General features: G+C 72.3%; 28 protein-coding genes. 18 read left to right on the forward strand and 10 right to left on the reverse strand.

What is annotated here, in order from left to right:
* Nucleotides 1–32: 32 nt before the first annotated feature.
* Both OG432_RS27420 and ypfJ read right to left on the reverse strand, forming a co-directional pair.
* Complete coding sequence (locus OG432_RS27420; protein WP_328313633.1) at nucleotides 33–422, reverse strand: VOC family protein; 390 nt, start codon at nucleotides 420–422, stop codon at nucleotides 33–35.
* Nucleotides 423–512: 90 nt separating this feature from the next.
* Nucleotides 513–1,409, reverse strand: a complete 897-nt coding sequence (gene ypfJ / locus OG432_RS27425) for a KPN_02809 family neutral zinc metallopeptidase (RefSeq protein WP_328313634.1) — start codon at nucleotides 1,407–1,409, stop codon at nucleotides 513–515.
* Nucleotides 1,410–1,555: 146 nt separating this feature from the next.
* On the opposite strand from ypfJ, the gene OG432_RS27430 reads away from it, so the two are divergent.
* The 4 genes from OG432_RS27430 (at nucleotide 1,556) to OG432_RS27445 (ending at nucleotide 5,616) form a co-directional block, all read left to right on the forward strand.
* Nucleotides 1,556–2,314, forward strand: a complete 759-nt coding sequence (locus OG432_RS27430) for a hypothetical protein (protein WP_328313635.1) — start codon at nucleotides 1,556–1,558, stop codon at nucleotides 2,312–2,314.
* Nucleotides 2,315–2,460: 146 nt separating this feature from the next.
* Nucleotides 2,461–4,059, forward strand: a complete 1,599-nt coding sequence (locus OG432_RS27435; protein WP_328313636.1) for an ABC-F family ATP-binding cassette domain-containing protein — start codon at nucleotides 2,461–2,463, stop codon at nucleotides 4,057–4,059.
* Nucleotides 4,060–4,445: 386 nt separating this feature from the next.
* Nucleotides 4,446–4,667, forward strand: a complete 222-nt coding sequence (locus OG432_RS27440; RefSeq protein ID WP_030163146.1) for a helix-turn-helix domain-containing protein — start codon at nucleotides 4,446–4,448, stop codon at nucleotides 4,665–4,667.
* 148 nt (nucleotides 4,668–4,815) lie between these two features.
* Nucleotides 4,816–5,616, forward strand: a complete 801-nt coding sequence (locus tag OG432_RS27445) for an enoyl-CoA hydratase/isomerase family protein (protein WP_328313637.1) — start codon at nucleotides 4,816–4,818, stop codon at nucleotides 5,614–5,616.
* 59 nt (nucleotides 5,617–5,675) lie between these two features.
* On the opposite strand, the gene OG432_RS27450 is transcribed toward OG432_RS27445, so the two are convergent.
* Nucleotides 5,676–6,344, reverse strand: a complete 669-nt coding sequence (locus OG432_RS27450) for a hypothetical protein (RefSeq protein WP_328313638.1) — start codon at nucleotides 6,342–6,344, stop codon at nucleotides 5,676–5,678.
* Nucleotides 6,345–6,432: 88 nt separating this feature from the next.
* Here OG432_RS27450 and OG432_RS27455 point away from each other — a divergent pair, with 88 nt between their 5' ends.
* The 6 genes from OG432_RS27455 to OG432_RS27480 all read left to right on the forward strand — a co-directional run bounded on the left by OG432_RS27455 (nucleotide 6,433) and on the right by OG432_RS27480 (nucleotide 10,167).
* A complete protein-coding gene (locus tag OG432_RS27455; RefSeq protein WP_328313639.1) occupies nucleotides 6,433–6,933 on the forward strand; it encodes an Asp23/Gls24 family envelope stress response protein in 501 nt (166 codons plus the stop codon).
* 234 nt (nucleotides 6,934–7,167) lie between these two features.
* Nucleotides 7,168–7,359 carry a hypothetical protein gene (locus OG432_RS27460; RefSeq protein ID WP_328313640.1) on the forward strand — a complete coding sequence of 64 codons (192 nt, stop codon included), beginning with the start codon at nucleotides 7,168–7,170 and terminating at the stop codon, nucleotides 7,357–7,359.
* Between the two features lie 3 nt (nucleotides 7,360–7,362).
* Entirely contained in the window at nucleotides 7,363–7,713 is a 351-nt protein-coding gene (locus OG432_RS27465; protein ID WP_328313641.1) for an iron-sulfur cluster assembly protein, read from the forward strand.
* Complete coding sequence (locus tag OG432_RS27470; RefSeq protein WP_328313642.1) at nucleotides 7,710–8,399, forward strand: DUF6286 domain-containing protein; 690 nt, start codon at nucleotides 7,710–7,712, stop codon at nucleotides 8,397–8,399. Before OG432_RS27465 ends, OG432_RS27470 begins: the two co-directional genes overlap by 4 nt.
* A gap of 3 nt (nucleotides 8,400–8,402) precedes the next feature.
* On the forward strand, nucleotides 8,403–8,981 hold the full coding sequence (amaP, locus tag OG432_RS27475) for an alkaline shock response membrane anchor protein AmaP (protein WP_328313643.1): 579 nt from the start codon (nucleotides 8,403–8,405) through the stop codon (nucleotides 8,979–8,981).
* Between the two features lie 145 nt (nucleotides 8,982–9,126).
* Entirely contained in the window at nucleotides 9,127–10,167 is a 1,041-nt protein-coding gene (locus tag OG432_RS27480; protein WP_328313644.1) for a hypothetical protein, read from the forward strand.
* A 99-nt stretch (nucleotides 10,168–10,266) separates the two neighbouring features.
* Here OG432_RS27480 and OG432_RS27485 read toward each other — a convergent pair whose 3' ends face one another.
* From OG432_RS27485 to OG432_RS27510, 6 genes are all read right to left on the reverse strand, one after another.
* Nucleotides 10,267–11,022 (reverse strand): SDR family oxidoreductase, encoded by a 756-nt coding sequence (locus OG432_RS27485; protein ID WP_328313645.1) that lies wholly within the window; start codon nucleotides 11,020–11,022, stop codon nucleotides 10,267–10,269.
* Between the two features lie 4 nt (nucleotides 11,023–11,026).
* Entirely contained in the window at nucleotides 11,027–12,841 is a 1,815-nt protein-coding gene (locus tag OG432_RS27490) for a glycoside hydrolase family 15 protein (RefSeq protein ID WP_328313646.1), read from the reverse strand.
* Nucleotides 12,842–12,904: 63 nt separating this feature from the next.
* Entirely contained in the window at nucleotides 12,905–13,693 is a 789-nt protein-coding gene (locus OG432_RS27495) for an SURF1 family cytochrome oxidase biogenesis protein (RefSeq protein WP_328313647.1), read from the reverse strand.
* A 75-nt stretch (nucleotides 13,694–13,768) separates the two neighbouring features.
* On the reverse strand, nucleotides 13,769–14,002 hold the full coding sequence (locus tag OG432_RS27500; RefSeq protein ID WP_328313648.1) for a hypothetical protein: 234 nt from the start codon (nucleotides 14,000–14,002) through the stop codon (nucleotides 13,769–13,771).
* A gap of 53 nt (nucleotides 14,003–14,055) precedes the next feature.
* Nucleotides 14,056–15,045: a DEDDh family exonuclease gene (locus OG432_RS27505; protein ID WP_328313649.1), complete on the reverse strand. Its 990-nt coding sequence runs from the start codon at nucleotides 15,043–15,045 to the stop codon at nucleotides 14,056–14,058.
* Nucleotides 15,046–15,331: 286 nt separating this feature from the next.
* Complete coding sequence (locus OG432_RS27510) at nucleotides 15,332–15,958, reverse strand: TetR/AcrR family transcriptional regulator (RefSeq protein ID WP_328313650.1); 627 nt, start codon at nucleotides 15,956–15,958, stop codon at nucleotides 15,332–15,334.
* Between the two features lie 121 nt (nucleotides 15,959–16,079).
* Between OG432_RS27510 and OG432_RS27515 the strand changes: the two genes are divergently transcribed.
* From OG432_RS27515 to OG432_RS27550, 8 genes are all read left to right on the forward strand, one after another.
* Complete coding sequence (locus OG432_RS27515; protein WP_328313651.1) at nucleotides 16,080–16,877, forward strand: acetoacetate decarboxylase family protein; 798 nt, start codon at nucleotides 16,080–16,082, stop codon at nucleotides 16,875–16,877.
* Nucleotides 16,878–16,879: 2 nt separating this feature from the next.
* Nucleotides 16,880–17,764, forward strand: coding sequence for an SDR family NAD(P)-dependent oxidoreductase (locus OG432_RS27520; protein ID WP_328313652.1), 885 nt, complete (start codon nucleotides 16,880–16,882; stop codon nucleotides 17,762–17,764).
* Between the two features lie 13 nt (nucleotides 17,765–17,777).
* A complete protein-coding gene (locus OG432_RS27525) occupies nucleotides 17,778–19,127 on the forward strand; it encodes an amidohydrolase family protein (protein ID WP_328313653.1) in 1,350 nt (449 codons plus the stop codon).
* Nucleotides 19,124–20,350: an amidohydrolase family protein gene (locus tag OG432_RS27530; protein ID WP_328313654.1), complete on the forward strand. Its 1,227-nt coding sequence runs from the start codon at nucleotides 19,124–19,126 to the stop codon at nucleotides 20,348–20,350. Before OG432_RS27525 ends, OG432_RS27530 begins: the two co-directional genes overlap by 4 nt.
* A 25-nt stretch (nucleotides 20,351–20,375) precedes the next feature.
* Nucleotides 20,376–21,089 (forward strand): VIT1/CCC1 transporter family protein, encoded by a 714-nt coding sequence (locus OG432_RS27535; RefSeq protein WP_328313655.1) that lies wholly within the window; start codon nucleotides 20,376–20,378, stop codon nucleotides 21,087–21,089.
* A gap of 122 nt (nucleotides 21,090–21,211) precedes the next feature.
* Nucleotides 21,212–22,132, forward strand: coding sequence for a sterol desaturase family protein (locus OG432_RS27540; RefSeq protein WP_328313656.1), 921 nt, complete (start codon nucleotides 21,212–21,214; stop codon nucleotides 22,130–22,132).
* Nucleotides 22,129–22,890 (forward strand): lysoplasmalogenase, encoded by a 762-nt coding sequence (locus OG432_RS27545; protein WP_328313657.1) that lies wholly within the window; start codon nucleotides 22,129–22,131, stop codon nucleotides 22,888–22,890. Before OG432_RS27540 ends, OG432_RS27545 begins: the two co-directional genes overlap by 4 nt.
* A 29-nt stretch (nucleotides 22,891–22,919) precedes the next feature.
* A complete protein-coding gene (locus OG432_RS27550; protein WP_328313658.1) occupies nucleotides 22,920–23,963 on the forward strand; it encodes a zinc-dependent alcohol dehydrogenase family protein in 1,044 nt (347 codons plus the stop codon).
* A gap of 70 nt (nucleotides 23,964–24,033) precedes the next feature.
* Here the strand turns inward: OG432_RS27550 and OG432_RS27555 are convergent, their stop codons facing one another.
* Entirely contained in the window at nucleotides 24,034–25,575 is a 1,542-nt protein-coding gene (locus OG432_RS27555) for a S8 family peptidase (RefSeq protein ID WP_328313659.1), read from the reverse strand.
* Between the last annotated feature and the right edge of the window lie 3 nt (nucleotides 25,576–25,578).

Here is a 25,578-nt window from a genome sequence, read left to right on the forward strand (position 1 = left end):
CGGCTGCCTGGTGGACACCGGCGACGCGCTCGTCACGCACCGCCGCCCGGAGCGTATGTGCCGAAGCTCCACACATTGCCCTCCGCGTCCCTCGCCATGTAGTCCCGCGAGCCGTAGTCCTGATCGGTCGGCTCCATCAAGATCTCCACTCCGTGCTCGACGGCGCGCTGGTGATGCGCGTCCACATCCGTCACGACCACGTAGACGCCGGCCGGGCCCGCGTCGGCCATCGTCCGGGCGAACAGTCCGTCACGGCCCTTGGAGCCGAGCATCACGACGCCCGTGCCGTAGGACAGCTCGGCGTGCATCACGCTGCCGTCCTCCGCCTCGTACGCACACACCTCGGTGAAGCCGAAGGCGTCCTTGAGCTGGCGGATCGCCGCTTTCGCGTCGTTGTAGAGAATCGCCGGACACACGCTCATGCCGATCACTCCTTCCCCGTTCAGGCCGCTGACCGTGACCTGGATCTCAGTCTCGCACCCGGCACCGACAACGCCATCCGGTGCCGGAACTCAACGTGCGAAGGTGTTGCAGCGGCCCATGTCGCCGTTCTGGTAGCCGGTGTAGAACCACTGCTGGCGCTGCTGCGCCGAGCCGTGGGTCCAGGTCTCCGGGGTGACCCGGCCCTGGAACTTCTCCTGGATGCGGTCGTCGCCGACCGCGGCCGCCGCGTCCAGGCCGTCCTTGATGTCCTGGTCGGTGAGCCGGGTGATGAGCGGGCGGCCGGTCGACTTGTCGGGCGTCGTCGTCGCGTGCCGCGCCCACACCCCGGCGTAGCAGTCGGCCTGGAGCTCCACCCGCACCGCGTTGCTGTCCGCGCCCTGCCGGCCGTCCTGTGACTTCTGCAGGGTGCCCATCAGGTTCTGGATGTGGTGGCCGTACTCGTGCGCCACCACGTACGCCTGGGCGAAGGGGCCGCCGCTCGAACCGAACTTCGTCCGCAGTTCGTCGAAGAAGCCCAGGTCGAGGTAGACCTGCCGGTCGCCGGGGCAGTAGAAGGGCCCGACCGCCGACGTGGCCGTTCCGCACGCGGTGTTGACCCGCCCGGTGAAGAACACCGTGCGGGCGGGGGAGTACCTGCCGCCGCGGCGCGGGAACTCCTGACCCCAGTAGTCCTGGACGCTGTTGACCACCGCGACGATCCGGCAGTCCTCCTTGGTGTTGGCGTCCGAGCCGGTACGGCAGCTCTGGGCGACCTGTGCCTGCGACGACGAACTCGCGCCCGGCGCGGTGTCGCCCGACGAGAGCCCCAGCTGCTCGGGTCCCACGCCGAAGAAGAGGCCGAGGAGCAGCGCGATGACGCCGACGATCCCGCCCCCGATCGTGGCCCGGCCGCCCGGGATCCGGCCTCCGCCGCGCGCGTCGTCGACCTCCGACGTGTCCAGATCGGCGTCGTCGTCGAACTGCATGGGCGCACCACCCTGTGTTCCACCGGGGCCGCCCGAGGGGCGGTCCGCCCGGGGCCACCCCGCGTATCAAAGAGGTCACCCAGAGTATCGTCCCGTTCATTGCGCTACGCCCGTTTTGTTGCTTCGGCCGATACGCTCTGCGCGTCATGGACCGGACTCGCCTCGCACTGACCGCAGTCGCCGCCGTACTAGCCCTGCCGCTGGTCACCGCGGCGCAGCACACCCGCCAGACCCCGTACGGCGACCGCTTCGAAACGTTCGCCGCACCCGCCGCGGGGCGTACGGCGGTACGGATCAGGGGTGCGGTCGTCGAGGCGTACGACAGCGGCACCGGCGCGCGGCAGTGGGCGTACGGCAGACGTGGCAGTCGGCCGCTCGCGCTGCGCCGGGCCCCCGGGCACGCCTTCGCCCTGTGGGCCGACGGCATGGTCACCGACACCGACACCGACACCGACACCGCCAGGGGCAGGGGCGCCGACGGGGACACGGGCACGGACACCGCTCACCGCCGGGTCCGCTGGCACCGGGCGGTGCCGGGGCTGGCCGGCTGGCTGGCGGGGCGGCCCGAGCGCGCGGCCGGGGTGCTCCAGGCGCTCGACCCCGGCGCCCGCATGCTCGCCGTCGTCGCCCCCGGGCGCGTCAGCGCCTTCCGGGCCGCCGACGGCGACCTGCGCTGGCTGCTGACCGCCCGCGACGGATGCGCCTTCGACCCCGCGCGCACCGCGCACACCCGAGGCGTTCTGCTGATCGCGCGGCCCTGCCGGGACCGGGGTGCGTGGAGCCGGGCCCTGGCCGCGGTCGACGCACTCGGCGAGATCACCGAGGGGCGCACCCCGCTGGGCAACGGCCTCCCGGGTGAGGGGCGTGCGGACGGTGGCGGAAACCGGGTTGCACCGCCCAGTTAGAATTGACCCCATGGCAATTCTCCTTGTGCATTAGGCGGCGTCGACCTCCACGCCCTGCCGTCGCCCGACACCGCCCTCTCAAGGACGCGCTTCGCGCGGCGCCTCTTGCCGTCCCGTCCGCCGTCCATACCGCCTGGAGTCTTTCCGTGATCACCGCCACCGGCATCGAGCTGCGCGCCGGCGCCCGAGTCCTCATCGAGTCCGCATCCTTCCGTGTCGCCAAGGGCGACCGCATCGGTCTGGTCGGCCGCAACGGAGCGGGCAAGACCACCCTCACCAAGTGCCTGGCCGGCGAGGGCATCCCCGCCGCCGGCACCATCACGCGCTCGGGCGAGGTCGGCTATCTGCCGCAGGACCCGCGCACCGGCGACCTCGACGTGCTCGCCCGCGACCGCGTCCTGTCCGCCCGCGGCCTCGACGAAGTCCTGCGCAAGATGCGCGAGAACGAGGAGCGCATGGCGAACGGCAAGGGCGCCACACGCGAGAAGGCGATGAAGAAGTACGAGCGCCTGGAGACCGAGTTCCTCACCAAGGGCGGATACGCCGCCGAGGCCGAGGCCGCCACCATCGCCGCCGCGCTGGGCCTGCCCGACCGGGTGCTCGGCCAGCCGCTGCACACCCTCTCCGGCGGTCAGCGCCGCCGCATCGAGCTCGCCCGCATCCTCTTCTCGGACGCCGACACCCTGCTCCTCGACGAGCCGACCAACCACCTCGACGCCGACTCCATCGTCTGGCTGCGGGACTACCTCAAGACGTACCGCGGCGGCTTCATCGTGATCTCCCACGACGTCGACCTCGTCGAGACGGTCGTCAACAAGGTCTTCTACCTGGACGCCAACCGCGCGCAGATCGATGTCTACAACATGGGCTGGAAGCTGTACCAGCAGCAGCGCGAGGCCGACGAGAAGCGCCGCAAGCGCGAGCGCCAGAACGCCGAGAAGAAGGCCGCGGCCCTCAACTCGCAGGCCGACAAGATGCGCGCCAAGGCCACCAAGACCGTCGCCGCGCAGAACATGGCCAAGCGCGCCGAGCGCCTCCTTTCCGGCCTGGAGGCGGTCCGCGTCTCCGACAAGGTCGCCAAGCTGCGTTTCCCCGAGCCCGCGCCCTGCGGCAAGACGCCGCTGACGGCGGAGGGCCTGTCGAAGTCGTACGGCTCCCTCGAAATCTTCACCGACGTCGACCTGGCCATCGACAAGGGCTCCCGCGTCGTCATCCTGGGCCTCAACGGCGCCGGCAAGACGACCCTGCTGCGGCTGCTCGCCGGCGCCGAGAAGGCGGACACCGGCGAGGTCACCCCGGGGCACGGGCTCAAGATGGGCTACTACGCCCAGGAGCACGAGACGCTGGACCCGAACCGCACGGTCCTGGAGAACATGCGCTCCTCCGCGCCCGACCTGGACCTCGTCGAGGTGCGCAAGACGCTCGGCTCGTTCCTCTTCTCCGGCGACGACGTCGACAAGCCGGCCGGGGTCCTCTCCGGCGGCGAGAAGACCCGTCTGGCCCTGGCCACGCTCGTGGTGTCGTCCGCCAACGTGCTGCTGCTCGACGAGCCCACCAACAACCTCGACCCGGCGAGCCGCGAGGAGATCCTCGGAGCGCTGCGTACGTACAAGGGCGCGGTCGTCCTGGTCACCCACGACGAGGGCGCCGTCGAGGCGCTCCAGCCGGAGCGGATCATCCTGCTGCCGGACGGCGTGGAGGACCTGTGGGGCCCGGACTACGCGGACCTGGTCGCGCTCGCCTGACCGGGGCTCGGGGGTGGCTCCGGCCCGGCCGCCGCGCATGATCCATCCACTGATCCACTTCCTATGGATCATTCGGCTTACGCGTGATCCTCAATCTGAGTGAGTGCGTCTCGTACCCCGGTGTGTCGTGCGCGGGATCACGGTCCGCCCCTTGTGGGGCGGGCCTTTTTCCGTGTGTGACCCGGAACACAGCGCTGACCTGGCGCTTCATCTCGACTTTCGGGCCGGGATATGTCCAAGCGCAGGTGGAATGCGATATTCCGCCCTGCCCGGCCGCCGTACGCGCCCCCAAGCTTGTTGCACGGACCTTGCCGAATGGGTGGCCAGGAAGCGCGAGAGGGGTGATCATGAGAAGTCCAGAGCGCACTTCCCATGAGGAGGCACGGGTGGCCGAGACTCTGAAGAAGGGCAGCCGGGTTACCGGCGCCGCGCGCGACAAGCTCGCGGCAGACCTGAAGAAGAAGTACGACTCCGGTGCGAGCATCCGGGCGCTGGCCGAGGAAACCGGCCGGTCCTACGGGTTCGTCCACCGGATGCTCAGCGAGTCCGGGGTCATTCTCCGTGGACGCGGCGGAGCGACACGGGGCAAGAAGGCCGCCTCGGCCTGACGAGGCGGTCCCGGGCAGCTCCTGTGGCCCACCGGTTGCGGTGGTGGCCACCCGGTCGGCTCAGCGGCCGACCGGGTGGTTACTGTGCAGTCACTTAATGACCGCCGAGGCGGTTGTTCACTGACGGCCACGCACCCGGAGGCGCTCCATGGCTACGCCCGCATCCGCACTCGACGTATTCGACAAGGACGGTGTTCGGCTCTCCGTCGATGACGCGGTCGCCACGGTGACCCTGACCAATCCGGCCAAGCGCAACGCTCAGTCTCCCGCTCTGTGGCGGGCGTTGGCGGAGGCCGGACGGTCGCTTCCGGGCAGTGTCCGCGTCGTCGTGCTGCGCGGGGAAGGCAAGTCCTTCTCCGCCGGCCTCGACCGCCAGGCCTTCACTCCCGAGGGCTTCGACGGCGAGCCCTCGTTCATCGATCTCGCGCGCGGCTCCGATCAGGAGCTCGACGCGGTGATCGCCGAGTACCAGGAGGCGTTCACCTGGTGGCGCCGCAACGACATCGTGTCGATCGCGGCCGTCCAGGGGCACGCGATCGGTGCCGGCTTCCAGCTGGCCCTCGCCTGCGACCTCCGGGTCGTCGCGCAGGACGTGCAGTTCGCCATGCGCGAGACCGGTCTCGGCCTCGTCCCCGACCTCACCGGCACGCATCCGCTCGTCGGGCTCGTCGGATACGCCCGCGCGCTCGAAATCTGTGCGACGGGACGCTTCGTCGGGGCGGAGGAGGCCGAGCGCGTCGGCCTCGCCAACCTCGCCGTGCCCGCGGACGAACTCGACTCCGCGGTACAGGACCTGGCGGGCGCGCTGCTCGCCGCGCCGCGCGACGCGGTGGTCGAGACGAAGGCACTGCTGCGGGGTGCCGCGGGGCGGAGCTACGAGGAGCAGCGCCTGGCCGAGCGGGCCGCCCAGGCCCGCCGCCTGCGCGACCTGGCAGGGCTCTCGGACTGAGCGGGGACCTGGCGGGGCGTCATCCGACCGGCCCCCCGCTCGGCCCACGCCGCCCGGGTTCAGCCTGCCCAGGTGATCAGTACCGCCACCGAATCCGCCTCGGGCGCTGCGCGGCCCACCGCCACGCGGACCGCCCGTGCGACCTCCAGGGGGTTGTGGGGCGGGGCCGTGGCCAGTTCGACGCGGAGATGGCCCTCGGTCGTCTGGACGGGCGGGCCCAGCTCGGCCGTCAGCCGGGCCACGCCCGGCGTGGTGAGCGCGGCCGCCGCGGTCGCCGAGGCCGGCTGGTCCGCTGGGCCGGGCGGGGGACCGCCGTCCGGGGGATCCGGCAGCTCGTCCAGGAGCGCCGTCACCTCGACGTCGACGTCCGACACGACGAGCCCGAGCCCGCCCCGCGCCGCCGTGAACAGCGCTTCCCGCACGGCCGCCGCGAGCTCCGGCAGCGGCCTGCCGCCGAGCACCGCGAGCTCCGCCACGACGCGGAGCGGGCCGGGGCCTAGCGCGGACGGCGGTGCGGGGACCGCCGGTTCCGCCGGTGCTCCGGGATCGGCCGGGGCGAGCCGCAAGGACGTCACGGCGCAGCCCGGCACCGCCGCCGCCGCGGCCCCGAGCACCGACACCGCGGCCCGCTCCGTGATCCACGCCCCGTCCTCGCGATCGCCGAGGGCGAGCAGCCGGCCCAGTCCCAGTCGACGACGTACCGCCGCACTCCATCCATCACCCGTCATGCCCCCAGCCTGCCGCATCGAGGGCGCGAGTCGGGGCAACCGCGCTTAATGTGGGCATTGGAGTCCAAGGGCGAAGGGACGAACGGTCATGAGCGAAAGCGAACAGCGCAACCGGCCCGGTGCACCCGCGAACGAGCCGTCCACAGGGGCGGTCGAACACGCGGGGAAGCCGTCCACCGTCAAGCGGGGCGGCGGCGACCCGGCGGGGCGCGGCCGCACCACGATCGCCGACGGCGTGGTCGAGAAGATCGCCGGCCTCGCGGCCCGTGACGTCGTGGGTGTCCACGCCATGGGCAGCGGGCTCTCCCGCACGTTCGGCGCGGTCAGAGACCGGGTGCCGGGCGGCAAGTCGGGCGTCACCCGCGGCGTGAAGGCCGAGGTGGGCGAGGTACAGACCGCGCTCGACCTCGAAATCGTCGTCGACTACGGCGTGTCCATCGCGGACGTGGCCCGCGACGTCCGCGAGAACGTGATCTCCGCCGTGGAGCGGATGACCGGGCTCGAAGTCGTCGAGGTCAACATCGCGGTGAGCGACGTCAAGCTGCCCGACGACGACGATGACGAGGAGCCGGAGTCCCGGCTCCAGTGACCCGTGTGGCCCAACCGGGCCGCACGAACCCGCGCAGCCCGCGCCGGCCCCGAGCGGCCGCACAGACCGACACGTGGCCCGCAGCGGCCGCGACCAGCTCCACCGGCCCCTCCCCGGGGCCGTACTTCTCCGTACTTCACTTCTCCGTACTTCTCCGCACGGGCACGGTTCTCTCTCCGCACGGACCACTACGGACTACTGACGGGTCGGACTCATGGGACCGAGGAGTTCAGCATGAGCATGGCGGTGGTTGGGTTGATGGCCGGCATGGCACTCGGCTTCGCCGGATACTTCGGCGGCTTCGGGGCGTTCCTGCTGGTCGCGGCGCTGGGCGCGATCGGATTCGTGGCGGGCCGCTTCCTGGACGGTGACCTCGAACCCGGCGACTTCTTCCGCCCGCGCGACCGCGGCGACCGGCGGCGCTGACCCATGGCGGTGGCCGGACGGATCGAGCCCGCAGAGCGGGGCGCCACCAAGATCGCCGACCGGGTCGTGGCGAAGATCGCCGCGCAGGCGGCGCGGGAGGCGCTCACCGAGGTGCCCGACGGCGGTGCGCCGCCACGCGCTGATGTCGCCGTGCACCAGGATTCCGCCCGGGTCCGGGTCAGTGTCGAGCTCGGCTACCCCGGTGACCTCGGCGGCCAGTGCCGCGCGGTGCGTCGCCAAGTGGCCGAGCGGGTAAGGGCGTTGGCGGGGATGGAAGTTCCCGAAGTGGCGGTGCAGATCGAGCGTCTGCACACGGCGGACGCGCGCACGGCGGACCGGGGGAGGATCCGATGAGCCACCCGCAGGAAGGCGAAGGCGGCACCCAGCGGCTGCCCGTGATCGAGCAGGGCGACGAGGCCGCCCCCGCATCCGGTCTCGACCAGGCCGTCTCGGCCGCCGGTTACGACGCGGTGCCGGTGCTTGCCGACGGCGAAGGCAGGGCGGGCCGCTTCTGGTCGGCCCGCCGGGTCCCGGCCGGCCTGCTCGCCCTGGTGATCCTGGCCGCGGCCGGGCTCTTCCTCTACGACGTGGCCGCGGTGCGCGCCCACCACTCCGCCATGCGCTGGCGGGTGAGACTCACCGACTGGCTGGCGGCCCACCCCGTCGACGACGTGGCGGTTCTCGCCGGCGCGGCCGCCGTGGCGCTCATCGGCGTCTGGCTCGTGGTGCTCGCCCTGACGCCGGGGCTGCGCAGCATCCTGCCGATGCGGCGGCCCTCGCCGGCCGTGCACGCCGGGCTCGACCGGGCCGCGGCGGCGCTCGTGCTGCGCGACCGGGCCATGGAGGTGGCCGGCATCCAGTCGGCCCGGGTCCGCATGGGCCGTCGCCGCGTCGTCGTGCGCGCCCACTCGCACTTTCGTGAACTCGACGACGTACGGGCCGACTTGGACGCGGCGCTCGGCACCGGGATCAGGGAGCTCGGCCTCGCGGGGCCGCCCGGTCTCGCGGTCCGTGTGAGCCGCCCGGCACGGAAGGGCTGAGCCATGCTGCGAACGGTCAACCGGGTGGTGCTCGGCCTCGCCGGCCTCGTGCTGTTCCTCGCGGGCGGCGCGGTCCTCGCCGCGGGTTTCGGCCTCGCCGTGCCGTCGTGGTGGCCCTGGGGCACCAAGCACGACGTGCTCCTGAGCCGCTCCCGCCGCGACCACTGGCACGATCAGGGCTGGTGGTGGCCGGTCGTGATCGCCGTCCTGGCGCTCCTCGTGCTGCTCGCCCTGTGGTGGCTGTTCGCGCAGCTGCGCAGGGCCCGCCTCGCGGAGATCCTGGTGGACTCCGGTGACGGAGAGGGCGCGCTGCTGCGGGGCCGGGCCCTGGAGGCGGCCCTCGCGGGCGAGGCGGAGAGGCTGGACGGGGTGGCGCGGGCCCAGGTCGTCCTCGCCGGACGGCGGACCGCCCCGGCCGCGCGCGTGGCGCTGCTCCTTGAGCCGCACGCCCAGCCCGCGGTCGCTCTGGCCCGCCTCGACGGAGAGGCGCTGGCTCACGCCCGCGACTCCGCGGGGCTCGCGGAGCTGCCCGCCGAGGTCCGGCTACGGGCGGTCAAGCACCGGGCGCGGCGCGTGAGTTGAGGGCGCGAGCCCCGTCCCGTCGCACCACGTCCCGCGCCCGCACGGAGCGCGGGACGTTCCGCGTCGGGGCAACCCGTCAGCGAGCTGTCAGTTCCTCCGGCGACGGTGAGGCAATTTCTCACGCTGCCAAGGAGCTGGTTTTCGTATGTGGTCCCGACATGTGACGACGGTCCTCACGGTCCTCGCGGTGGGCACGGCCTCCGCCCTCATGGCTCCGGGTACGGCCGCGGCCGCGGCCCCCGCGACCTGTACTCCCACGAAGCTGCCGCTGCCCGCCGGAATGACCGAGGGCGAGATCGGCGCGGCCGACAGCGGCAGCGGATTCGCCGGGCGGGTGTACAACGCGTCCACCTATCACGCCGTCCGTTGGAGCGGCGGCAAGGTCATCGACTACGGCGACCTCCCCGGCCTGACCGCCACCATGACCGTCTCGGGTGTCAACCGGTCCGGAACGCTGGTCGGCAACACCATCGACCGCGACAACTCCAAGGCGCACGCCTTCCGCTCGCGCGACGGCAAGCTGGAGGCCCTGCCCCTGCCGTCCGGCATCCAGTCCGCCTTCCCCACGGCGATCAACGACGCCGGTGACATCGTGGGCTGGGGCTACGGCTCAGGCGGCCCCAGCATCGCGATCCTGTGGCCCGCCTCGGCTCCCGGCACCGTGGTGAAGGTGACCGGCGGGCTGCCGACGGCCGGATCGAGCCGAGCGGTCGGCATCGACCAGGACGGCACCGTGCTGGTCAACTCCTACCCGGTGGGCAACGGGACCGACCCCAACGCCGTCTACCTCTGGCGGGCGGGAAGCGCCCGCAAGCTGGCCGCTCCGCAGGGCAGCACCAGGGTGAGGGGCGACGCCGTCTCCCAGGGCCGGGTGGCCGGATCGGCATCGCCGGCCGACGGGCGGGGCGCGGGCATCCTGTGGGACAAGGACGGTTCGATGGTGCGACCCGAGAAGAGCGGGCTGCTCTACTCGGTCAACAGCACCGGCCAGTCCGTCGGCTTCGAGCCCGGAGGCACCTTGGACGAACCGCTGGTGACCGGTGTCTGGCAGTTCGGCAAGGAGACCGCCTCGCTGACCGGTGCGGAGATACGCGTCGCGGTCTCCGCGAACGACGGCACGCTGGGCGGCAGCGTCCGCGACTACGACGTGTACCGGACGTTCCCGACGACCTGGCGCTGCGGCTGACGGCTCCCGGTCCGCCCGCCGGGGGCCGTACCCCAGAAAGATCCCGGCGAGATCCCGGCCGCCCCCGATCGCGCGGGGCGGCCGGGACGGCGGGGCGCGTCAGAAACCGTGCCGCGCCCCGCCGTCCACCGGAAGCATGATGCCGGTGAGGTACGAGGCGGCGGGCGAGAGCAGGAAGGCCGCCGCGCTGCCGAACTCCTGCGGGGTGCCGTAGCGGCGCAGCGGGATCTTCGCCTCGTTGGCCGCGCGGGTCGCCTCCGCGTCCCCGGACAGCTCGTCCAGCTGGCGGACCCGGTCCGTGTCGATACGGGCCGGGAGCAGCCCCACGACACGGATGCCGCGGGGCCCCAGCTCGTCGGCGAGCGACTTGGCGAAGCCGGCGAGCCCGGGGCGCAGCCCGTTGGAGAGGGTGAGGCCCGGGATCGGCTCGTGCACGGAGCCGGAGAGCACGAAGCCGATCACCCCGCCGTCGTCGAGTTCCCCGGCGGCGGCGCGGGCGATGCGGACCGCGCCCAGGAACACCGACTCGAAGGCCGACTGCCACTGCTCGTCGGTGTTGTCGGCGACGAAGCCCGGCGCCGGGCCGCCCACGCTGATCAGGACGCCGTCGAAGCGTCCGAAGTGCTCGCGGGCGGCGGCGATCAGACGTCCCGCCGCCGCCGGGTCGGCGTTGTCGGAGGTCACCGGGAGCGCGCCGGGTCCGAGTTCGGCGGCCGCCTCCTTCAGCGTCTTCTCGTCGCGGCCGGTGATGACCGCCTTCGCGCCGTCCGCGACGAGCGCACGGGCGGCGGCGAGGCCGAGGCCCCGGGACGCGCCGGTGACCACGTACACGCGGTCCTTCAGTCCAAGATCCATGGGCCTATCCTGCCTCGTCGCCGCAGTCCGGCTCCAGCGCGCAGGCGGTGGCGACCAGTCCGATGTGGCTGAAGGCCTGCGGGAAGTTGCCGAGGTGCCGGCCGGCCACCGGGTCGTACTCCTCGGCGAGCAGCCCCACGTCGTTGCGGAGGGTGAGGAGCCGCTCGAACATCTCCCGCGCCTCCTTCACCCGGCCGATCAGGCGCAGCGCGTCCGCCATCCAGAACGAGCACACGAGGAAGGTGCCCTCGTCGCCCGGCAGACCGTCGACGTCCTCGGTCGCGCCGTCGGTGCTGTAGCGGCGCACGAACCCGCCCTGGCCCAGCTCCGCGTGGATCGCCTCGACGGTGCCGACCACGCGGGGGTCGTCCGCGGGCAGAAAACCGACGTGGGGGATGAGCAGGGTCGCCGCGTCCAGCTCCGCGGAGCCGTACGCCTGCGTGAAGGTGTTGCGGACCGGGTCGAAACCCTTCTCGCACACCTCCTTGTGCACCGCGTCCCGCATCCGCCGCCAGCGGTCGGCGTCGCCGCGCAGGGTGGGCTCCTCCTCCAGGGTGCGCACCGCGCGGTCCGCGGCCACCCACGCCATCACCTTGGAGTGCACGAAGTGCCGGCGCGGCCCGCGCACCTCCCACAGGCCCTCGTCCGGTTCGCGCCACCGCTCTTCGAGGAAGCCGAGCAGGGCGAGCTGGATGTTCCAGGCGTGCGCCTCGCTCTTGAGGCCGGCCCGGCGCGCCAGGTACAGCGAGTCGACGACCTCCCCGTACACATCGAGCTGGAGCTGGTCGACGGCCGCGTTGCCGATCCGGACCGGCGCGGAGCCGAAGTGTCCTTTCAGCCATGGCAGTTCACTCTCGGGCAGCCTCCGTTCGCCGGCGATCCCGTACATGATCTGGAGGTCCGCCGGGTCGCCGGCGACGGCGCGGAGCAGCCAGTCCCGCCATTGGGCGGCCTCGTCCAGATAGCCCGCGGAGAGCAGCGCTTCGAGGGTGAGGGTGGAATCGCGCAGCCAGCAGTAACGGTAGTCCCAGTTGCGGACGCCGCCGATCTCCTCGGGCAGCGAGGTGGTGGGCGCCGCCACGATGCCGCCGGTGGGCGCGTAGGTGAGGGCCTTGAGGGTGATGAGGGAGCGCATCACGGCGTCCCGGTAGGGGCCCTGGTAGCGGCAGTGCCCCGCCCATTCCCGCCAGTCGGCGAGAGACTGCTCCAGGGCCTCGTAGGGGTCGATGAGGTCGGGACGCGGCTCGTGCGAGGCGTGCCAGGTGAGGACGAAGGCGACCTTCTCGCCCTTGCCGACCGTGAACGAGGAGCGGGTGCTCATGTCCTGGCCCCACGTCTTGACCTCGGGTTCGCTGCGCAGCCACGCCGAGTCGGGTCCCGCGACCGCGACACGGTGCCCGTCCGAGCGCCGCATCCAGGGCACCACATGGCCGTGGTCGAAACGGAGCCGCAGCACGGAGCCCATCTCGACGGTGCCGCTGATGCCCTCCACGATGCGCACGACATCGGGTGCGAGATCGCGTTGCGGCATGAAGTCGATGACCTTCACCGTGCCGGTGCTGGTCTCCCAGTGGGTTTCGAGGACGAGCGAGTCGTCCGCGTAGACGCGCCGGGAGCACTGGCCCGTGTGGCCGGCCTCGACGGGGGCGATCCGCCAGTGGCCGTTGTCCTCGTCGCCGAGCAGTGCCGCGAAGCAGGCGGCGGAGTCGAAGCGGGGCAGGCAGAGCCAGTCGACGGATCCGTCGCGGCCGACGAGGGCGGCGGTCTGCAGGTCGCCGATGAGGGCGTAGTCCTCGATGCGCTGTGTACGTTGGGTCACGCCATGGCGTGTTCCCGGCCAGGCAAATTGCTAAGCAGAGCGCGCCCGCGCTGCCACGTCGCCCTACGCCGCCGCGTGCTCCGGCACCACCGCGGGCTCGGCCTTCGCGGCCTCCCGGTCCTGCCGCTCACGCCGTACGAGGATGAACCAGCCGACCGGCACCGCGGCGGAGAACAGCCACCACTGAACGGCGTACGCCATGTGCGGGCCGATGGAGCTGTCGTCGGGGGCGGGAATCAGTTCGGGGGAGTCGCCGGGCGGTTCGGGCGCGGTCTGCTCGATGTATCCGCCGAGCACCGGACGGCCGAGCGCCTTGGCCTGCTGGGCGCTGCTGATCAGCATGACCTGGCGGGGCGGCAGACCCTTGACGTCCTTGATGCCGCTGGCCGCGGTGGTCTGGTCGGCCATCAGACGTCCGGTGATGGTGACCTTGCCGTGGGGCGGCGCCGGGATCTTCGGGAAGTCCGTCTGGTTGCCGTTGTCGGCGATCCAGCCGCGGTTGACCAGCACGGTGGGGCCGTCGTCGAGGACGAACGGGGTGAGCACGTGGTAGCCGACCCGGCCGTCGGCCGCGGTCCTGCGCCGCACGACGACCTCGTGCGCGGTGTCCCAGGTACCGGTGGCGCTGACCTTGCGCCAGTAGTCCGACCGCGGGACGGTGTGGCCCGGCGAGGTGAGCTCGCCCACCGCGACCGGCTGGGCCTTCAGGTTGTCGGCGATCAGCGTGTTCTGGGCCACCTTGTGCTCGTGGCGGTGCAGCTGCCAGAAGCCCAGCTCGATCATCGTGGGGATGAGGGCCAGGGCCAGAAGGGTGACGAGCACCCACTGCCGGGACAACAGGAAGCGGTACACCCCATGACCGTACAACTCGGGCCACGGGGTGCGCTGAGTGGGGTGGGGGGAAATCCGGGCGGGACGGGAGCCCGGTCAGACCTTGTCGACGATGCCCGCCTTCCCTTCCGCGCGGGCGCAGTGCGCCCCGCAGAACCACGCGCCCTCGACCTCGACCCCCTGGCCGATGATCTGGACCCGGCAGTGTTCACAGATGGGCGCCATGCGGTGGATGGCGCACGAGAAGCAATCGAATACGTGTACCGCGCCCTGCGCATGTACCTCGAAGGACATCCCGTAGTCGTTTCCGCAGACCTCGCAACGTGCCATGCGCCACAGGGTGAAGGGTGCCCGGCGCGCGCGGTGGGCGCCGCGCCCTGCACTCACCCGTCTGCCGGTGTCACGTCCCGGAGCAACTGGGTGAAGGCGGCCTCGTCGACGACGGGCGTGCCGAAGGACTTGGCCTTGACCGTCTTGGAGGTGGCCGAATCGGGGTCGTTGGTGACGAGCAGGCTGGTGAGGCGCGAGACGCTCGTCGCCACGTGGAGCCCGGCCTCGACGGCCCGGTCCTCCAGGAGCTCCCGGTCGACGGAGGTGTCCCCGGAGAACGCGACCCGCATGCCCTGCTTCAGCGGCCGGTCCGGCTCGTAGCGCCCGGGGTTGGGGTGCGGGCAGGCCGGCCGTTTGCGCGAGGCCCGCCAGGTGCCCGATCCGCCCGATCCGCCCCGGTACGAGGCCTGGTAGCCGATGCGCGGCGTGGCCGGTGTGTCCGTCCACTCGGTGAGCGGCCGGCATTCGAGCAGCGGGAGCCGCACCCCGCCGGCGGCCGCCGCGTGCAGGCTCGGCCGGAACGCCTCGGCGAGCACCCGTGCGTCGTCGAGCGCGTGGTGGGCGCGCTGCTGCACGACGCCGTAGTGCGCGGCGAGCGATTCCAGTTTGTGGTTGGGCAGCGGGAGCGCCAGTTCCTTGGAGAGGGCGATGGTGCACAGCCGTTGCTTGACGGGCGCGGTGCGCGCGGCCCGCGCGTACTCCCGCGCGATCATCTGCCAGTCGAAGATCGCGTTGTGCGCGACGAGGACCCGGCCGTCGAGCCGCGCCGCGAACTCCTCGGCGACCTCGGGGAAGAGCGGGGCGCCTTCGAGCACATCACTGGTCAGCCCGTGGATCCACACCGGGCCCGGGTCGCGCTCGGGGTTGACCAGCGTGTACCAGTGGTCCTCGACGTTGCCCTGCGCGTCGAGCCGGTAGACGGCAGCCGAGATTATCCGGTCGTCGCGGGCGAGGCCGGTGGTCTCCACGTCGACGACCGCGTACCCCGGTGGGTAGGCGGCCGGCCACGTCGCTGCTGTCGTCAGGTCGTCGAGCATGGTCACAGAGAATACGGGGCCGCACTGACAGCCCGGTCCGCGCCCGTGGCCGGGACGGAGCGCCCGAACGCGGGCCACCCCGGGCCGCATCCCTCAACTGGCGCCCGGAACAAGCGATATGTGCCCCTCGTCCGTGGCCCGGGAGCCACCCGCGCGGGTGGCCCGGTGAGGCCCGAGCCACACCGCCCGGCGCCCCGGGGCGGCTTCGCCCCGGCCGCGCCCATGTGTCCCGGCACCACGGTGCCTACGCGCCCCGGCCCTTCGGCGGCCATGCGTCCCGGCCCCTCGGCGCCTACGTGTCCCGGCCCCTCAGCAGCCCGTCCACCAGGGCCCGCACCGAATCCGTGAACAGCCGCTCCTGATCCACCGGCGCGGCCAGCGCGCGGGCGAGGGAGGGATCCTGCCCGGATGTCGCGGCGTGCCACAGCTCCTCCTCGGCCGGGCGCTGCCGCGGGGCGCGCTCGCGGTTGCGTTCGACCAGGACGTACCCCACCACCTGGAACTGCACGGCCCGCACCGCCTGGGCCGCGCGGGCGCCGCGCAGGCCCGCGGCGTGCATCTCGAGGACCAGCGCCTGCTGCGCGGGCAGGAACATCCGCTCGGTCAGGCCGCGTTCGTGGACCATCGCGATCAGATGGGGGCGGGCGCGCAGCTCGCGGCGCAGGGTACGGGCCACGGACACCACGCGCGCGGCCGGGGTGCGCCCGCGCGGTGCGATCTCGCCCAGCTCCTCGACGGTCCGCTCGACGAGCGCGTCCAGGAGCGACTCGCGGTTGCCGACGTGCCAGTAGATCGAGGTGACGGCGGTGCCGAGCTCGGCGGCGAGTTTGCGCATGGTCAGGGCGGCCGGCCCGTGCTGCCTGACCAGGGATCCGGCCGCGATCAGGACCTCCTCCCGGGTGAGCGACTCACGCGCCATATCTGATGCCCCCTCAATTTCGGTGCCCGCACGGGCCTTTACCCTTCATCGCCGTCGGTGTAACTGTGTTACAGACCCCCGGAAATGACCGCGTGGAACAGCCGGCGAAGGGTGGTACGACATGGCACGCGTACGGTACGGGGCGCGCACCGAGGCCGAGATCCAGGCCGCGCGCACCGCGAGTTCCAAGCTCCCCGACATCTGGTCGACCGGCGTGGTGGCGCTCTGGGAGAGCGACCCCGACGCGGTCGCGGCGGTCCTGCCGCCGCCGCTCAAGCCCGCCGAGCGCCCGCTGGTGCGGGCCAACATCAGCAAGGTGGACCTGCCCGGCTATCCGCTCGGCGCCGGCTCGGTGGCGGTCGCCGCCGTGCACGACGGGCAGGAGGGCTGGTATCCGCTGGTGATGCCGATGACGCACGAGCGGGCCCTGATCGGCGGGCGCGAGGTGTTCGGCGAGCCGAAGAAGCTCGGCGAGGTGGACGTCGAGCGCGACGGCCTGGTCGTGCGGGCCTCGCTCGCCCGGCACGGGATCGCGTTCGTCGAGGTGCGGGGCGCCGTGGACGGGCCGCTGCCGCTGCCCGAGCCGACGCGCAGGACCGACTTCTACTTCAAGTTCCTGCCGGCCGTCGACGGCGAGGGCTTCGACGCCGACCCCGTTCTCGTCCACTGCGTACGCAACGAGAAGGTGCGCAAGCTGGAGAAGATCACCGGCGATGTGGTGCTGCGCGAGTCGATGTACGACCCCGTCGCCGACCTTCCGGTGCGCCGCCTCGTCGAGATCACCATCGGCGAGAAGACCACCGACCAGAAGGGCACGGTGGCCGAACGGGTCAGCGCCCAGACCCTGTTGCCCTACATCCACCAGCGCTACGACGACCCCCAGCAGATCCTCGACGGGCCGCCCGAGGGGAGCGTGTGACCATGGAGCTCGGGCAGGGGCAGGTCGCCGTCGTCACCGGCGCGGCGAGCGGGATCGGGCTGGCGATGGCCCGGAGGTTCGCCGCCGAAGGCCTCAAGGTGGTCCTCGCCGACGTCGAGGAGGGCGCCCTGGAGAAGGCGGCCGGGCAGCTCCGCGAGGACGGGGCGCAGGTACTGGCCCGCACCGTCGACGTCAGTGAGCGCGACTCGGTGCTCGCCCTGGCGGACGCCGCGTACGAGACGTTCGGGGCCGTGCACGTGCTGTGCAACAACGCCGGGGTCGGATCCGGCGCCGAGGGCCGCATGTGGGAGCACGAGGTCAACGACTGGAAGTGGGCCTTCGCCGTCAACGTGTGGGGCGTCTTCCACGGCATCCAGGCCTTCGTGCCCCGCATGATCGCGGGCGGCGAGCCCGGCCGGATCGTCAACACCTCCTCCGGCGACGGCGGCATCGCCCCGCTGCCGACCGCATCCGTCTACGCCGTCACCAAGTCGGCGGTCGTCACGATGACCGAGTCCCTGTACGCGCACCTGAAGGCCGAGGGCGTCCCGATCGGCGCGTCGGTGCTCTTTCCCGGCCCGCACATGCTGCGCACCGGCCTGTGGGAGTCGCACCGCAACCGGCCCGAGCGCTTCGCCAAGGAGCGGCCGCGCAGGACTCCGTACCGCAGCCTCGACCAGTGGGAGTCGGCCATGAAGGCGGCCGGCCAGGAGATCGAGTTCACCCCGGTCGAGGACGTGGCGGCCGAGGTCGTCGACGGGATCCGCGCCGACCGGTTCTGGATGCTGCCCGCGAGCGAGCACAGCGACCGGCAGATCAGAGCCCGTTCGCAGGCGATGCTCGACCGGGCGAACCCGGCGTATCTGGAAAGCTTCATCCTGGACTGACGAGGGACGTGCGATGACAGCACAGAACGAGAAGAAAGCGCAGAACGAGCCGGCCGTGCGGAACGAGACGGCAGCGCGGAACGCGCAGAACGACCCGTACCTGATCATCTCCTCCGACTGCCACGCCGGGCTCCCCACCGAGGAGTACCGGCCCTATCTGGACGCCCGTTTCCACCGGGAGTTCGACGAGTTCCTCGCGGGCCGCGACCGCCGCCGCGAGGAGATGACGCGGCTCGGCGTACGCAACGAGGCCTTCGCCGACCGCTGGTTCAGCGACAACGAGCAGGGACTGCGCGGGGGTTGGGACGCGGTGCAGCGCCTCAAGGAACTCGACGGCGACGGCGTGGCCGGCGAGGTCGTCTTCCCCGACGCGGACGCCGTCGACAGCCGCACCGCCGCCCCCTTCGGCGTGGGCCTCGGCCTCTCCGGCGACCAGGACCCCGACCTCGGCATGGCGGGCGCGCGGGCGCACAACCGCTGGCTCGCCGAGTTCGTCGGCCAGAACCCCGAACGGCACTGCGGGGTCGCCCTGTTGCCCGTCACCGGCGAGGTCGACCGGGTGGTCGCCGAGATCCACCGGGCCAAGGAGTCCGGGCTCGGCGCGCTGATGATCCCGTCCATGTGGGTGGACCGGGCTCCCTACCACGACCGCCGCTACGACCCCGTCTGGGCGGCCGCCGCCGAGACCGGGATGCCGCTCGTGACGCATTCGGGCGCGGCCCCGCGCCACGAGTACGGCGACCACCTGGGCATCTACGTGTCCGAGGTGACGTGGTGGCCCGCCCGGCCCCTGTGGTTCCTGCTGTGGTCGGGCGTCTTCGAGCGTCACCCAGGGCTCAAGTTCGGTGTGGCGGAGTCCGGTTGCTGGTGGCTGCCGAACCTGCTCTGGTTCATGGACCGCCTCTACCTCGGCGCCCACGGCGGCAAGAAGCTCTCGCCCTTCGCCGAGCTGAAGCGGCCGCCGAGCGAGTACCTCGACCGGCAGATCTTCATCTGCGCCACCAACACCAAGCGCCGCGAGCTGGCCCAGCGCTACGAGATCGGCGTCGACAACATCCTGTGGGGCTCCGACTTCCCGCACCCGGAGGGCACCTGGCCGCACACGCGTGAGTGGCTGAAGAACACCTTCCACGACATCCCGGTGAGCGAGACCCGGCGCATGCTCGGCCTCGCGGCGGCCGAGGTCTTCGGGTTCGACACCGCGAAGCTGGCGCCCATCGCCCGCAGGATCGGTCCGACCCCGGCCGAACTGGGCCAGCCCGACGACCAGTTGGCCGTCGAGGCGTCCTGGGCACGCTCGCGCGAGGTGGGCCGCCACTGGCTGACCGAACACGACTTCCCCGTCCTGGGGGTGGACCGGTGAGCGAGCGCTACACCGTCATCTCGGCGGACTGCCACGCCGGCGCCGACCTCCTGGACTACCGGCCCTACCTGGAGTCCAGGTACCACGACGCCTTCGACGCGTGGGCGGCCTCGTACGTCAATCCGTACGAGGATCTGATGGCCGACACCGCCGACCGCAACTGGAACTCGGACCGCAGGATCGCCGAGTTGGAGGCGGACGGCATCGTCGCGGAGGTCGTCTTCCCCAACACGATCCCTCCGTTCTTCCCCTCCGCCTCCCTCATGGCACCGGCGCCCACCCGCGCGGAGTTCGAACAGCGCTGGGCGGGACTGCGTGCCCATAACCGCTGGCTCGCCGACTTCTGCGACCGGGCCCCGGGACGCCGGGCGGGCGTCGCGCAGATCCTCCTCAACGACGTCGAGGAGGCGGTGCGCGAGATCCGCCGGGCCAAGGAGGCCGGCCTGACGGGCGGCATCCTGCTGCCGGGCGCCCCGCCCGGCTCGGGGATCCCCGAGCTCTACTCCGAGGCGTACGACCCGATCTGGGCGGTCTGCGCGGAGCTGGGCGTGCCGGTCAACCACCACGGGGGGTCCGCGTCCCCGGTGCTGGGGGAGGAGCCGGCGGCGCGGGCGGTGTTCATGGTGGAGACGACGTGGTTCTCGCACCGGGCGCTGTGGCACCTGATCTTCGGCGGGGTCTTCAACCGGCACCCCTCCCTCAGCCTCGTGCTCACGGAGCAGGGTTCGGGCTGGATCCCCGGTGTCCTGGACATGCTGGACTACTACCACGGGCGCCTCGTGGCGGCCGCGACGAAGGCGTCCACGGCGGAGTCCAAGTTCGGGGCGGGGCTCGCGGAGTCCATGGGAAAGGGCCCCTCTCGGGTGTGGCGGGAGAACTGCTTCGTCGGCGCGAGCTTCATGCGGCCGCACGAGGTGCCGCTGCGCGACCGGATCGGCCTCGACAAGATCATGTGGGGCAGCGACTACCCGCACGACGAGGGCACCACGCCCTTCTCCCGGGAGGGCCTGCGGATCGCGTACGCCGGCGTGCCGAGCGAGGAGGTCGCGGCGATGGTCGGCGGCAACGCGGCCCGCGTGTACGGCTTCGACCTGCCGGCCCTGGACAAGGTCGCGGCGCGGGTCGGTCCCACGGTCGCGGAGATCGCCGAGCCGCTGAAGGAGGTGCCGGCCGAGGCCACCAGCCCGGCGTTCGCCCGGGGCGGGTCGGTGCGGGTGTGGTGAGGAGCCGGGTGAGACGCTGCCCCGCATGAGCTCATCCGACCAGCACGACGAGGCGCACAACGGGGCGCTCGGCTCGCGGCTCAACTGGCTGCGGGCCGCGGTGCTCGGCGCCAACGACGGCATCGTCTCGACCGCCGGTCTCGTCGTCGGCGTGGCCGGGGCGACGGACGCGCGCTCGGCCCTCCTGACGGCGGGCCTGGCCGGACTGCTCGCCGGCTCCATGTCCATGGCGGCCGGCGAGTACGTCTCCGTCTCCACCCAGCGCGACTCCGAAAAAGCCGCGCTCGCGATGGAGCGGCGCGAGCTGAAGGAGCAGCCCGAGGCCGAACTCGCCGAACTGACTGGCTTGTTGGCGGCCCGGGGCCTCAGCGAGGACGTGGCCCGCGAGGCGGCGCTCCAGCTCACCGAACGCGACGCGCTGCGCGCCCACGCCGACGTCGAGCTGGGCATCGACCCCGACGAACTCACCAACCCCTGGCACGCGGCCTGGGCCAGCTTCCTGGCCTTCACGGCGGGCGCGCTGCTACCCCTCCTCGCCATCGTGCTGCCGCCGGCCTCGGTGCGCCTCTATGTGACGGTCGGCTCGGTCCTGGCCGCGCTCGCTCTGACGGGCTGGGGAAGCGCCCGCCTCGGCTCGGCCCCGGTGGGCCGCGCGGTCCTGCGGAACGTGGGCGGGGGTGCGGTGGCGATGGGGGTCACGTATGCGGCGGGGGTGCTGCTGGGCGCGGCCGGGGTGTAGGTCCCGCCCCGGCCGCGGGCCCGGATTGGCGGAACCCGCCAAAGCCTGCTGACAACACGTCTCGCATACTTGTCGGTAACAACATCTAGCCGGACCCGCCGCCGCGCCCCTACGGTGCAGGCATGTCGCCGAACCTGCCCGATGTCGTGCTGTGGTCGATACCCGCCTTCGTGCTGCTCACCGTCGTCGAGATGGTGAGCTACCGCCTCCATCCGGACGAGGACGCCGCCGGGTACGAGACGAAGGACGCCGCCACCAGCGTCGGCATGGGGCTCGGCAGTCTGGTCTTCGACGCCTTGTGGAAGATTCCGATCGTCGCCCTCTACACGGCGGTGTACGCCCTCACGCCGCTCGCGATCCCCGTGCTGTGGTGGACCGTGCCGCTGATGCTGCTCGGGCAGGACTTCTTCTACTACTGGTCGCACCGCGGCCACCACGTCATCCGGATCCTGTGGGCCTGCCACGTGGTGCACCACTCCAGCCGGAAGTTCAACCTGACCACCGCTCTGCGCCAGCCCTGGACGACGTGGACGGTGTGGCCGTTCTACGTGCCGCTCATCGCGCTGGGCGTCCACCCCGCCGTGCTCGCGTTCTGCTCCTCGGCCAACCTCGTCTACCAGTTCTGGGTGCACACCGAGCGCGTCGACAAGCTGCCCCGGCCCTTCGAGTTCGTGTTCAACACGCCCTCGCACCACCGGGTTCACCATGCTTCGCAGGGCGGCTACCTCGACCGCAACTTCGGCGGCATCCTGATCGTCTGGGACCGGATGTTCGGCTCGTTCACCGCCGAGACCGAGCGCCCCGTGTTCGGGCTCACCAAGAACATCGCCACCTACAACCCGCTGCGCGTCGCGACCCACGAGTACGCCGCCATCGCCCGTGACGTGCGCGCCGCGAGCACCTGGCGCGAGCGGGCCGGACGGATCTTCCGCGGGCCGGGCTGGCAGCCGCGGACCGCCGCCGCGAGCGCCGGCGAACCGGCCGCGCGGACGGTCCCCGCGGCCGCCGTCGAGCCCGCCCCGGTGGCGGAGCGCGCCGTATGACCGCACCCGGCGCGGACGCCGCCCCGCGCGGCACGGACCGGGACACGAACACGGCCCCGGGCACGGCGGCGGGCACGGCGGCGGGCACGGCCCCGGGTGCGAGCGGAGTGCCGGGCGGGCGGCGCGGTGGCGCCGCGGCCCCGCTCCTGATCGCGTTCGCCCTCGCCTGTCTCCTCGACCTCCTCTCGCTCCTCGCCGGATGGCACACCGGGCACCTGGTCGCCAAGCCGCTCCTCATGCCGCTGCTCGCCGGGCACGTGTACGCCCGGGGCGGGCCGAGGCCGCTCGTCGCCGCGCTCCTGTGCGGCTGGGGCGGAGACGTGTTCCTGCTCTCGGGCGCCGACGCCGCCTTCCTGCTCGGCATGGGCTGCTTCGCCGCCGGGCACGTCTGCTACCTCGTGCTGTTCGGGCGGGGCAGGACGCATCCCGCTCTCGGCGCCGCGTACGGGATCGCGCTCGTCGCCACCGTGGCCGCACTCTGGACGGACCTGCCCGCCGGACTGCGGATCCCGGTCGCCGGGTACAGCCTGCTGCTGACCACGATGGCCTGCCGGTCCTCGCGGCTCGGCCCGCTCGTCGGCCTCGGCGGCGCCCTGTTCCTGCTCTCCGACACCCTCATCGCCACCGGCGTCGCCGACTGGCCGCAGCTTCCGCGCCCCGACTTCTGGATCATGCTGACCTACGTCGGCGCACAGGCACTCCTCGCACAGGCGTACCGTGAAGAGTCCCGGACGACCCGAACGCCCCGGACCATCTGAACCACCCCTGACCGGCAAGGACCTGCACCATGCGCGCCACCGTCATCCACGCCCCCCACGACATCCGGGTGGAGGAGGTGCCGGACCCGAAGGTCCAGGTGTCCACCGACGCGGTCGTCCGTGTCCTGCGCGCCTGCATCTGCGGCAGCGACCTGTGGGCCTACCGCGGGGAGTCCGCGCGCAAGCCCGGCCAGCGGATCGGCCACGAGTTCCTCGGCATCGTCGAGGAGGCCGGTCCCGAGGTCCGCGGGTTCCGCAAGGGCGACCTCGTCGTGGCGCCCTTCGTCTGGTCGGACGGCACCTGCGACTTCTGCTCCGAGGGTCTGACCACCTCCTGCCCGCAGGGCGGCTTCTGGGGCTCGGTCGGCTCCGACGGCGGGCAGGGCGAAGCCGTCCGCGTCCCGTTCGCCGACGGCACCCTGGTCAAGCTCCCGGCCGACGCCGCGTCCGACGACCACCTGCTGACCGCGCTGCTCGCGCTGTCCGACGTCATGGGCACAGGACACCACGCGGCGATCGGGGCCGGCGTCGGGCGCGGCACGACCGTCGCCGTCGTCGGTGACGGCGCCGTCGGCCTGTGCGGGGTGCTCGCCGCCAAGCGGCTCGGCGCCGAGCGGATCATCGCGCTCGGCCGCCACCAGGCACGTACCGACATCGCGAAGCTCTTCGGCGCCACCGACGTCGTCGCCGAGCGCGGCGAGGCCGCCGTGGACGCGGTGCGCGACCTGACCCGCGGCCAGGGCGCGCACGCCGTCATCGAGGCCGTCGGCACCGAGCAGTCCATGCGCACCGCCGTCGACATCACCCGCGACGGCGGCGCCATCGGCTACGTCGGCGTCCCGCACGGCAGCGGCACCGGCCTCGACCTCGGCGTCATGTTCGACCGCAACATCGCGCTGCGCGGCGGCGTCGCGCCCGTGCGCACCTACATCCCCGAGCTGCTCGCCGACGTCCTCGACGGCACCATCGATCCCTCCCCGGTCTTCGACCTCACGGTCGGCATCGAGGGCGTGCCCGACGGCTACCGCGCGATGGACGAGCGCACCGCCCTGAAGGTCCTCGTCAAGCCGTAGCGGACCGCGGCACACCGAAGGGGGCCGTCCGCGATGCGGGCGGCCCCCTTCAACTCCCTTGGTGTATCTGTTACTTCACGGCGTTGAAGGCGTTGGTGATGCCCGCCCCGTAGAAGCCGTTGTAGAACTTCCCGCCCTGGCAGACCGCGTCCACCGTGCCGTCACCGTCGATGTCGTACGGCGTGGTGCACGGCGTCCGGTCCGCCTGGAGCGCGAGCAGCGCCTTGATCAGGGTCGCGGACGCGTGCGGGTGGGTCGACTTCAACAGGGCCGCCACGCCCACCACATGGGGCGTCGCCATGGATGTTCCCGCCATGTACGCCCATGTACCGCCCGGCACCGGGCCCAGGATCAGGCCGCTGGTGGCCGGGGCCTGCGGCGGCTGGTACGCCGTCGAGTCGCCGCCCGGGGCCGCGATGTCGATGACGCCGAGCCCGTAGTTCGAGAACGACGACTTCCACCCCTTGGCGCCGGTCGAGGCGACGGTCACCACGCCCGGCAGCTGGGTCGGGATGTCGAGGCACGTGCGCGGGTCGATCACCCGGCCGCCCGGGGTGGAGTCGTTCGGGCTCGACGGGTCGGTGATCGAGTCGGACGTGAAGTCGTAGTTCTCGTTGCCGGCCGCCGCCACGTTGACCGTGCCCCGGGACTCGGCGTACGTCGACGCCCGCGTGATCGCCTCCACCAGCGCCTTCTGGTCGGGGTCGTCCTTGCAGTTGAAGTACCAGGGGTCGGTGTAATAGCTGTTGTTGGTGACGTCGATGTGGTGCTCGGCCGCCCACATGAAGCCGCAGACGACGGCCTCCGTGTAGAAGAAGCTGCCCCCCTGCGTCGACACCTTGATCGCCGCGATCTTCACCCCGGGCGCCACCCCGGTGATGCCGACGCCGTTCTTGGCGCCCGCGATCTCGCCCGCCACATGGGTGCCGTGGGGGGAGCCGCCGGTGGTGAACGGGCGCCACGCGCCGTCCGTGGTGTCGGGCTTGCCGGTGATGCAGCTGACCGACTTGGCGCGGTCGAAGTTGGGCGCGATGTCGGGGTGGGTGTCGTCGACGCCCGTGTCGATCACGCCGACGGTCACCCGGGAGCTGCCCAGGGTCTTCTCGTGCGCCTTGTCCGCCTTGATCGCCTTCAGGTCCCACTGCAACGGCTCCAGGGGATCCTCGCCGGGCGCCGCCTTGGCGGTGACCGCCTTCAGTTGCTCGGCGGTGAGGTTCTTCGGCGTGCCCACATCGGTGGTGGACTGTGCGGGCAGCGGCGCGGTCCGCGTCGCCCCCGCCGAATCGACCCCCCGCACCGTGCGGATCGTCTTCGCGAAGTCCGCGTTGGCGGAGTGCACCACGAGGACGCCTATCCGGTCGTACGCCTGCAGGACCGAGCCGCCCGCCTGCGCGACCGCTCTCTTCACGCGGGCCGAATTACCTTGTCCGGGGCGGACGTTGACGATGTAGCTCAGCTCGGGCCCGGCGGTCTGCCCGGCCTTCGGGCCGGACGCGGCAGGACCGGCGGGCGCGGCCGTCGCCGTGCCGGGGAGCAGCGCGAGCGCGGCGGCGGTGGCCAGGCCCGCCGAGGCGGCGATGGCGCGGCGCGTACGGGAGATGTGCAACGTCATGGG

The organism is Streptomyces sp. NBC_00442 (genome assembly GCF_036014195.1).
Taxonomy (GTDB): domain Bacteria; phylum Actinomycetota; class Actinomycetes; order Streptomycetales; family Streptomycetaceae; genus Streptomyces.